The organism is Paenibacillus sp. P4_A7 (assembly GCF_056402455.1).
In genome coordinates this window covers 1-10,075 of sequence record NZ_JBFUHJ010000177.1, presented here as the reverse complement: position 1 = coordinate 10,075, position 10,075 = coordinate 1, and the positions used below count along the sequence as shown (strand labels likewise).

9 protein-coding genes and 1 pseudogene are annotated in these 10,075 nt (G+C 36.7%); all 10 read left to right on the top strand.

Going from position 1 to position 10,075, the window contains the following annotated elements; all coding sequences use genetic code 11:
• The first annotated feature begins 51 nt into the window (after positions 1-51).
• Entirely contained in the window at positions 52-1,044 is a 993-nt protein-coding gene (locus AC1DWN_RS19335) for an ATP-grasp domain-containing protein (protein ID WP_477560534.1), read from the top strand.
• Entirely contained in the window at positions 1,034-1,756 is a 723-nt protein-coding gene (locus AC1DWN_RS19330) for an HAD family hydrolase (RefSeq protein WP_477560533.1), read from the top strand. Before AC1DWN_RS19335 ends, AC1DWN_RS19330 begins: the two co-directional genes overlap by 11 nt.
• Positions 1,740-2,927: a DegT/DnrJ/EryC1/StrS family aminotransferase gene (locus AC1DWN_RS19325; RefSeq protein ID WP_477560532.1), complete on the top strand. Its 1,188-nt coding sequence runs from the start codon at positions 1,740-1,742 to the stop codon at positions 2,925-2,927. The genes AC1DWN_RS19330 and AC1DWN_RS19325 overlap by 17 nt, the downstream gene beginning before the upstream one ends.
• 125 nt (positions 2,928-3,052) lie before the next feature.
• Positions 3,053-4,264: a nucleotidyltransferase domain-containing protein gene (locus tag AC1DWN_RS19320; RefSeq protein WP_477560531.1), complete on the top strand. Its 1,212-nt coding sequence runs from the start codon at positions 3,053-3,055 to the stop codon at positions 4,262-4,264.
• Positions 4,248-4,943 carry an acyltransferase gene (locus AC1DWN_RS19315; RefSeq protein ID WP_477560530.1) on the top strand — a complete coding sequence of 232 codons (696 nt, stop codon included), beginning with the start codon at positions 4,248-4,250 and terminating at the stop codon, positions 4,941-4,943. Before AC1DWN_RS19320 ends, AC1DWN_RS19315 begins: the two co-directional genes overlap by 17 nt.
• The gene (locus AC1DWN_RS19310) at positions 4,940-6,139 is read left to right on the top strand and encodes a glycosyltransferase (RefSeq protein ID WP_477560529.1); all 1,200 of its coding nucleotides are present in this window, start codon (positions 4,940-4,942) and stop codon (positions 6,137-6,139) included. Before AC1DWN_RS19315 ends, AC1DWN_RS19310 begins: the two co-directional genes overlap by 4 nt.
• A 32-nt stretch (positions 6,140-6,171) precedes the next feature.
• Positions 6,172-7,221 (top strand): UDP-glucose 4-epimerase GalE, encoded by a 1,050-nt coding sequence (galE, locus tag AC1DWN_RS19305; RefSeq protein WP_477560528.1) that lies wholly within the window; start codon positions 6,172-6,174, stop codon positions 7,219-7,221.
• Between the two features lie 255 nt (positions 7,222-7,476).
• Positions 7,477-8,445, top strand: coding sequence for a polysaccharide pyruvyl transferase family protein (locus tag AC1DWN_RS19300; protein WP_477560527.1), 969 nt, complete (start codon positions 7,477-7,479; stop codon positions 8,443-8,445).
• Between the two features lie 65 nt (positions 8,446-8,510).
• Positions 8,511-9,779 (top strand): peptidase, encoded by a 1,269-nt coding sequence (locus AC1DWN_RS19295; RefSeq protein ID WP_477560526.1) that lies wholly within the window; start codon positions 8,511-8,513, stop codon positions 9,777-9,779.
• A 12-nt stretch (positions 9,780-9,791) separates the two neighbouring features.
• A pseudogene (locus AC1DWN_RS19290) lies at positions 9,792-10,075 on the top strand (lipopolysaccharide biosynthesis protein); the annotation flags it as partial.

Sequence of the window (10,075 nt, the reverse complement as noted above, 5' to 3'; positions counted from 1 at the left end):
GTAATGCAGAACATGCAACAATGCCAGTATTTGAGGGGAGTTTCATAAATCATGAGGGATGATGAAATTAATATCTTATTTACAAGCTCGGGAAGAAGAGTCTCTTTAWTAAAGAAGTTTAAAGAAGCATATGACTTACACGGGATTAATGGAAAGATTGTGACTGCAGACCTCAAAGCTACAGCACCTACAGCTTTTATAAGTGATCGTCATGTATTGGTACCAAGGGTTACGGAGGAAAATTACCTGGATATACTGCTTTCGATATGCCGAGAAGAGAGGATTAATCTTATTATTCCTTTAATTGATTCGGAGCTCGAATTGTTGGCTGATAATAAATGCTATTTTGATGAAATGAATGTGAAATTAATGTTATCAAGCTGTGAATTGAATGAAATTGCTTCTGATAAACATAAAACGTACCAGTTCTTTTCAGAAAATCATATTCTTACTCCTAAAGTATACAGTGAAGAAGATATAAGGGATAAGCAATATCAGTTTCCGCTTCTAATTAAACCTAAAAACGGTAGTTCTAGTCTAGGAGTAACAAAGATACATAACGAAAGAGAACTCCAATTTTTCAAAGATTACATACCTAATGCGATGATCCAAGAGTTTGTAATGGGTGAAGAGTTTACTGTTGATGTAATGATTGATTTTAGTGGCAATATTAAAACGATCGTACCAAGACTTCGTATTGAAACAAGAGCCGGAGAAGTAAGCAAAGGAGTTACTATGAAAGATAAAGATGTGATATTGGCTGTTGAACGGGTTGTCCGTACGCTTCCAGGCGCTGCAGGTTGTATTACGTTACAATGCTTCAAACAAGCAAATGGAGCTATTACTTTTATTGAAATCAACCCGCGCTTTGGAGGCGGAGTTCCACTAGCTATTGAGGCGGGGGCGGATTTCCCGCTGTGGACTATCAGAATTGGACGAGGAGAAACATTCGATGAGGGGCAGGATTATAGTTGGTGTGATCAACTGACTATGCTTAGGTACGATGACGCCATATTTACAAAGGAATTTGCTTATGGCAATTAAAGCGATCGTCTTTGATTTGGATGACACGTTATATGAAGAAAAAGAATATGTGAAAAGCGGATTTAAAGCAGTCGATCATTATATCAGAAGTAATTATAATGTATCTGGTTTCTATAACATAGCTACACTTCTTTTCCATTCAACAGACAAAAGACTCATATTTAATAAAACTCTTGAGAAGCTAGGAATTAGCTATGATGAAAGAACAATCAGAGAATTGGTTCACTGTTATCGCTCACACGAACCGGATATTTATTTGTTAAATGACGCATTGTGGGTGTTAAATCAACTTAAGGATAAGGTGAAAATTGGTATTCTCTCTGATGGTTATTTACTAGGTCAAGAACGAAAAATAGCCGCTTTAAACCTAAAAGATAAAACCGATGCTGTTATTTTATCTGATTCATTCGGGAGAGAGAATTGGAAGCCTAGTCCATTTATTTACGAAGAAGTTAGTAGACAATTGATGGTTCCTCACCAGGAGTGCATGTATGTAGGCGATAACTTACAAAAGGATTTTGTTACAGCTAACAAGCTAGGTTGGACAACTGTTCAAATTATTAGAGAACATGGAATATATGCAAATGTATGCATGGACAAGGAATATGAAGCACAACACCAAATCGACGATTTAAGAAAATTAACAGAAATAAATGCGTCTAAACATTTATTTATTAAGGAAGGTGAAGCAGCTCATGTTATCAGAGCATAAAAAAATTTACCTTTCCCCTCCTCACATGAGTGGGAAAGAACAGCATCATATTAGTGAGGCTTTTGCTTCCAATTGGATTGCGCCTCTAGGACCTCATATTGATGCTTTTGAACAGGAGATAGCGGAATATGCGGGTGTTAATGGCGCTGTTGCAGTCAGTTCTGGTACAGCTGCACTACATCTGTCACTTTGCTTGTTAGATATAAAACAAGGTGATTACGTATTCTGCTCGAGCTTTACATTTATCGCAAGTGCAAATCCGATTATTTATTTAGGTGCGGAGCCAGTATTTATTGATTCTGAACCCGAAACGTGGAATATGTCTCCTCAAGCATTACAGAGAGCTTTGGAGGATGCATACAGGGAAGGTATAATGCCTAAAGCAGTCATTGTCGTTCATTTATACGGTCAAAGCTCAAAGATGCAAGAAATCCTTTCATTATGTGATTACTATAACGTACCTGTTATAGAGGATTCAGCGGAATCTCTTGGATCAACCTAYAACGGAACAAAGAGCGGTTCCTTCGGGAAATTTGGCGTGTACTCCTTTAACGGCAACAAAATTATTACAACCTCAGGTGGAGGAATGTTGATTTCGGATGATGAGGATGCATTGCGCAGAGCTCGCTTCTTAGCTACACAAGCGAGAGACAATGCTCCCCATTACCAACATAGTATAATGGGCTACAATTATCGAATGAGTAATTTGCTTGCTGGTGTTGGAAGGGCACAGTTAGAGGTTTTGAATGAAAGGGTAGCCGCAAGGAGAAGAATATTCGAACAATATAAACAATCATTGGACCATGTAGAAGGAATCCTGTTCATGCCTGAATTGAACAACACCAAATCGAATAGATGGCTTACCGCTTTAACAATTGATTTACAAAAAACAGGGGTTTCTGTTCAATACTTACTGGAAGTACTAACGGCGGAAAATATTGAGGCACGACATGTTTGGAAGCCACTCCATTTACAGCCTCTATTTAAGGGGAAACGTTATTACTCGCATGAGGAGAACCAAAATGTATCAGAAGAATTATTTGGATCAGGTATTTGTCTACCATCAGGGTCCAGCATGACAGAAGAGGATCAATCTCGTGTAATAAAATGTATTCAAACTGTTCTGGCTGAAGCTGATGGAAATAGAGTGCAAAATAGCTTTGTTTCATAGTAGATTCAGTTAGTAAATAGATTGACAATAGGTGGTAAGGGTGATATTGTGTACTTGTGTTCGTTTTATAGAACAACAAAAATAATTTTGTTCGTTATTGTCTAATTAGCAAGAAGGAGAAATTCATGAATAACAACGTCATTCTCCATACAGGAGACCTATCTAATGAAATGCGACTGTTGCTTGGACTTCTTGCGATGGATCAGGGAATAACTCATAATTACGAAATTCAGGAGCTGCTGTGTGAAATAGACTGGGATCGATTTATTGAATTGGCCAGACATCATAGAGTTTTCCCACCTTTAAATCGCAGGCTGCAAGAGATGAAATCTATCGATATACCTACTTTTGTGTCTCAAATGTTCCAACGTGACTATTATCGAAATACATTGCAAATGCTCGCTTTAAGTGGAGAGATGGAACAAATTACAAAGGTATTCACTGAGCAAGGCATTCGTTCTCTCTTTCTTAAAGGACCGGTTATCGCGGCTGATTTGTACGGAGATGTCTCACTGAGGACCTCTTGTGATCTAGATTTCCTTATTCCGTCCGAGGAACTTAGTAAGGCAGAAGAATTACTCATAGCGCTTGGTTATATAAAAGATGATTATATTGTTTCTATACTGAATGATTGGAAATGGAGACATCACCACATAACCTTTCTTCATGAAAGTAAAGGCATAAAGGTTGAWGTTCACTGGAGATTAAATCCAGCCCCTTCGAAGGAACCCCATTTCAATGACCTCTGGGAACGTAAGAGGAAGAGTTCACTTATTAACCGACCAATCTATTATTTGGGTAGAGAAGATTTGTTTATGTTCCTCGTTTCTCACGGTGCGCGACATGGTTGGTCAAGACTTCGCTGGCTGCTGGATATTAAACAATTGGTAAATCAACGATTAGATTGGCCCAAACTAATCGGATTACTCAAGAAGCATGATTATACGCATATTGGTGGGCAAGCACTTTTTCTAGCGGCGCGGCTGCTATCGGTACCACTGCGGGAAGAGATGATGCCGCTGCTCACAGGTAGGAGGGCACAATGGTTAGCTGAGGATGCCATATTTTATGTGCAAAGGATGGTGAATTTACATTCTCCGCCTGTGCCTGAGGATGTGAAAAAGTATCATAGCCGCTACTTATTCTCTTTACTTACACTTCGTCAGAAAATAATATTCATTGCAAGCTTTCTTTACCCTTACCCCGAGGATGCAGAAACACTGCCTTTGCCGAAGTCACTTCATTTTCTGTATTTTCCATTACGGCCATTTTTGTGGACTTGGAGAAAATTAGGGAAAGTGGAGGATAGGAAGTTAGGTAATGAGATTGATAAATAGTAGAACGGTAAATAGAAGGAGAATAGTGATGGRGGTTTTAATAAAAATAGTCAAAACAGTACTTATACAATACCGAAGTAGAGGTTTGATAAGTACTGCTACTATGAATCTGTCACAACTGATAGGTGTATTAAGAGGCTTGTCTTACAGGTTGTTATATTTCAAAAACATTCGAGCTTCTATATTCACCTTACAGGCTAACAGTACGATTGAAATTTTTAATAAGAAAAGCAAACTTTCAATTGGGAAATTTGTTTTTATAAGGAAAAATGTAAGTATTAGGATGGATTTTGAAGGTGAGTTACTGTTAGGTGAAAATGTATTTATAAATGATAACTGCACTATAAACTGCGTGAGCAAAATAACTATTGGAAGAAACACAAAGATTGCCCCAAATGTATGTATCAACGATCATGATCACAACTACAAGGGATCATCCGAGGAGCATCTTATTAAAGGTGAGGTAATTATAGGAAGTAACGTCTGGATCGGCTCAAATGTAGTCATATTAAGAGACACAATAATTGGAGACCATGCTGTGATCGCAGCAGGTAGTATTGTAAAGGGAAATATCCCTGCCGATACGTTATTTCTAAATAAGAGAGAGAACAAATTTATTAGTTACAAAGACTCTAAGGCTGCAAAAAATACATTATTACAAGTAAAGGAAACCGTATGAAAAAGCAAATTTTGATATCTGTATATGATATGGAAATAGGCGGTATTGAGAGAAGTCTTATTAATATGCTGGAAAGCTTTGATTATGATTCATACCAAGTAGATCTATTGATCTTCAGTCACAAGGGTGATTTTATGAGTCTAATACCAGAAAAAGTGAATGTGCTACCAGAAATAAGTAAGTACACTGTGTTCCGTAAGCCTGTTATCCAATGTATAAGGGAAGGTCACTATATAGCATCTGTTATTCGAATCATGTCCAAGAACATTGCTCAATTAAAATCCAAAGCAAGAAAGCTTAATGAAGGATCGGGATACATTCAAATGCAGCTTGCTACTAAATATACGACCTATTTCATTCCTCCACAAAAAAAAATGTATGACCTTACGATTAGTTACGCATGGCCTCATGACATAATCGCGAACAAAGTGAGGTCTAGGACGAAGGTTGCTTGGATTCATACGGACTATAGCCAGCTAGAAATTGATAATAAACTCGACTTAGCCGTTTGGAACAAATTTGATTATATTGCTTCCATATCAACCGCCTGCACGGAGTCCTTTCTGAGCAAATATCCCTCATTAATAAACAAAATCACACAAATAGAAAATATTACATCACCTGCTTTCATTAAAAAAATGGCAATTGAAGATAAAAAAACTTCTGAAATAGCAGAGACAACCTTTAATATAGTATCGGTTGGTAGGCTCTCCTACGTCAAGGGATTCGATATGGCTATAGAAGCACTAAGGATGTTGCATGATAGAGGTTTGACATTTATAAAATGGTATGTGGTTGGAGATGGCGGGTTTGAGGTGGAGCTTAAGGCGTTGATTGCTAAATATAACTTGGTTGATCAATTTGCTCTGTTAGGTAAAAAGGCTAATCCTTATCCATATATAAAAAGCTGTGATTTATATGTGCAGCCTTCGAGATACGAGGGGAAAGCAGTAACGGTTACAGAAGCTCAAATACTAGGAAAACCGATTATCATAACGGATTATCCAACTTCATCAAGTCAAGTCATTGATGGATTTGATGGAATAATTTGTAAATTAAGCCCGTGTGGAATCGCGGATGCTATAGAGCGATTATATGAAGATAATGAACTGAGAAATATATTGAGCAGTAACATTAAGGATAAAGATTATAGTAATAGTAATGAGCTGGACAAACTTTACAATATTATCGTTTAAGATTCGTTAAATAATGAAAGGAGGCTTTTTAAATGGCTATATTAATTACTGGCGGTGCGGGGTATATCGGAAGCCATATTTGTGTAGAACTTCTTGAGTCTGATTATGAAGTTGTGATTGTTGATAATTTGTCCAACAGTAATGAGATAGTATTAAAGAGACTAGTTGAAATAACAAATAAATCGTTTACTTTTTACAAATTAGATCTTCTGAATGAAGAAGGACTAGACGATATCTTTAAACGACACTCCTTTGAAGCAGTCATTCATTTGGCTGGTCTTAAGGCTGTAGGTGAGTCTGTTCGATTGCCTCTTTCTTATTATTATACCAACATAACGAGTACTTTAGTGTTGTGTGAGGTTATGAAGAAATACGAGGTTAAGAGGCTTGTATTTAGCTCATCAGCCACAGTATACGGATTGCCCGAGCAAGTTCCTATTTCAGAAGATTTTCCTCTTGCTGCAACAAATCCATATGGGCATACAAAACTCATGCTGGAACAAATATTACAGGATCTAGCCAAATCGGATTCGGGATGGGGAATTTCGATTCTACGATACTTTAACCCAATTGGGGCACATRTAAGTGGAAGAATCGGGGAAAATCCAAGCGGTATTCCGAATAACTTGTTACCGTACATTTCACAAGTCGCCGTAGGAAGGCTGAATGAAGTCAGTATATTTGGCGGTGATTATCCAACAATTGATGGAACTGGCGTCAGAGATTATATACATGTAGTTGATCTTGCTAACGGGCACTTAAAGGCTCTTAAACAAGTTATTGATAAAACAGGTGTTGGTGTTTATAACTTAGGAACAGGCAGGGGTTATAGTGTGCTGGAAATGATTTTTGCCTTCGAGAAAGTGTCAGGTCGTCACATTCCGTATCGGATTATTAATCGCAGATCAGGCGATGTAGCCAAATGCTATGCAGATACAACTAAAGCTAATAAAGAACTAGATTGGTTTGCTGCTAAAGGTATTGAGGAGATGTGTGCTGATTCCTGGCGGTGGCAATATGCAAATCCGAACGGGTACATGGACACAGAAGAAGTCCTCCCTCAGCTTCAATCATTAAGTTAAAGTCACACGTGACTACGTTATCTTATGAATAGAAACGGGAGAGCGGAAAGTCTGTTGAATCTAGTCTCGGACTAGATCGATTTAGTAAAGAAGAATAATATTCGTATTGACGTGTTCACTATAAAGAACTAATATGTAATAAGAGATAATTTTTAAGTTGAAATGAATTGGTATTTTAGTGAATACCTTATTTTTTTTGCTCACTTGTTCTTTATTAAGAACTTTATAATAACTATATCAGGAGGAATTATATTAATGGAAAATATATTACTGCTAGACACATCCGTAGGATCTCTTAACAAGGGTGATGAAATCATCATGAAGTGCGCGCGAAATCAGTTGAGACCTATAACGGAAAATAAATTTGTAGTGACCTTACCAACTCATGTCCCGCCTTTTCATTGGTATCAGGTTATAAGAAGATCTTACGCACAAAATTTATATAGTAATGCAAAATATAAGTTCGTATGCGGGACAAATTTGTTAACGATGGATATGCTTAATCGTTTTCCGCAGTGGAATATAAATATGTTTAACTACGGTCCATTAAGGGAAAGTGTACTCGTCGGAGTCGGTGCAGGTAAAGGAACTGAAATTACGAATTACACCAAAAAACTTTATACTAAAGTTTTGTCTCATAACTTTATCCATAGTGTCAGAGATGAAAGGACAAAAAGGTTTCTGGAAGAAATGGGGTTAAAAGTACTGAATACAGGTTGTCCTACAATGTGGTCGCTCACGCCTCAGTTTTGCAAAGAAATTCCAACTAAAAAAGCAGAGTCGGTTATTTTTACACTAACTGATTACTCTAAGAACCTGGTTAAAGATCAATTATTGATTGATATACTTAATAAAAATTATAAAACTGTTTATTTTTGGGTACAAGGATCAGGAGACTTAAGTTATTTTAAATCTCTCAGTAGAACAGAAAATATAAAGGTTATTCCTCCATCTGTTGACGAGTATGAAATGATTCTCAAAACCGATGTTGACTTTGTGGGAACGCGATTGCATGCAGGGATATATGCACTTCGACATAAGAAGCGTTCTATTATTATTGCTATTGATGAAAGAGCACGTGGAATGAATGAATCCTATAATCTGAATATTATTGATAGAGAAGAAATTGATCATCTTGAAAAGTTAATTAACTCGGAAATTATTACAAAAGTAAATGTTAACTTTGAAAATGTAGAGAAGTGGCTAAGCCAGTTCGTAAACTAAGCACATCAATTAAAAACTCTGCATATAAGAAAGAATAATTATGAACTGCTAAATTGGAGGCCAATATGAACGGAATTACACTAGATAACATAGTTGTAGATAAGAATAGAGTAGACTATTTTTTCAGCATTCAGGGTGATTTGCAAAAGTATTTTAATAAGAATAATCACATGTTTCTTGAATACAACCATGACCTGTCCGAAATTCCGAATAGTATATTAGCAATACCGTTTGTATCAAATGTCATTCCACTGATATGGATTACAAACTCATCTCTAAAAGTAAAGGACTTAGATAAGTCCTTTTTTGATTGTTTAACGAATGTGAAAGCTGCTTATCAAATGATGTTTCCTAATGTTCCTTTTCATGGATCACTCATAGTAAGCAGTATAAATGAAAACAAGTATATTCCAACACATGAAGCTGCTTCTTTCTTTAGCGGTGGTCTGGATGCAGTAACTACTTTCACACGAATTAAACATAAAAAACCATTGTTGATTACAGAATATGGGTGGCATGATGATGAAATACAGATGAGTGAGGTGTGGGACTCGGATAAAGAAAATGTGGTTTCGTTTGCTGAGAAGCATGGGTTAGAGAACATCCTGATTCAATCAAATTACGGAACTTTTATTATTGCAAGCAATATAGACTATGATTTCAGAAAGAGATTAGGTGACAGCTGGTGGCATGGATTGCATCATGGTTTGGCCATTATTTCTGCTGCCATTCCTATTGCATATAAGCTAAAAATTGATTGCTTGTATATAGCCAGCTCGAACACTCCGTTATTTAAAACCTCTTGTGCATCTGACCCGACAGTTGACAATGAAATTAGATATGCATCCGGAAAAGTTTTTCATGATGGTTTCGAATTGACCAGACAGGACAAAGTGAGGGTTGTTGTTGATCATTATTTAGTAACTAAAGAACCCTTATCAATTAGAGTGTGCTTCAAAAATAAAGAGAACTGCTGCAATTGTGAAAAATGTTTAAGAACGATATTAGGTATTGTCGCTGAAGGAGAAAATCCTGAAAATTTTGGTTTTAATATACCGTATCCTTTTTCTACTCATCTTAAGCTCTTTTTAGAGAGAGAAGTGAAGTTTTTAACGGATACGTTTATCGCAATTTATTGGAAAAAAACACAAGAAAGAATGATAGCGAATAAGGACAAGGTTATCTTTAAGGAACTGCTTGACTGGTATTTGGATTATGATTTTGAAGCAGAACGTAAAAAAGCGTTGCTTAAATATCGTTTGACCAAATTTTTCCCTATAATCAAAAGGAAAATTGCAACGAAGCTAAATAGAATAATGATGAATTCTCGTTAAAAAGGATATGATATGAGAATACAAAACTCCATCAAAAATATGCTATTTGGGCTTTCTGGTCAAGTCATCGGCTCTGTTATGGGGATAGTCGTAAGAACGGTATTCATTGCGACACTCGGTATCGAATACTTGGGTGTTAATGGGCTATTCACAAATATATTGACTCTATTATCTCTTGCGAATTTAGGTTTTGATACTGCGATTATATATAGCCTGTATAAGCCCTTAGCTGAAGGCGATCAGCGCAAAATACAAGGYTTGATGAATTTATACGAAAAAGCGTATAGACTAATTGG

Excerpts from the sequence above, each read along its gene's own strand:
- AC1DWN_RS19330 (WP_477560533.1), top strand. The coding sequence starts at position 1,034 with ATGGCAATTAAAGCGATCGTCTTTGATTTGGATGACACGTTATATGAA.
- AC1DWN_RS19310 (WP_477560529.1), top strand. The coding sequence starts at position 4,940 with ATGAAAAAGCAAATTTTGATATCTGTATATGATATGGAAATAGGCGGT.
- AC1DWN_RS19300 (WP_477560527.1), top strand. The coding sequence starts at position 7,477 with ATGGAAAATATATTACTGCTAGACACATCCGTAGGATCTCTTAACAAG.
- AC1DWN_RS19295 (WP_477560526.1), top strand. The coding sequence starts at position 8,511 with ATGAACGGAATTACACTAGATAACATAGTTGTAGATAAGAATAGAGTA.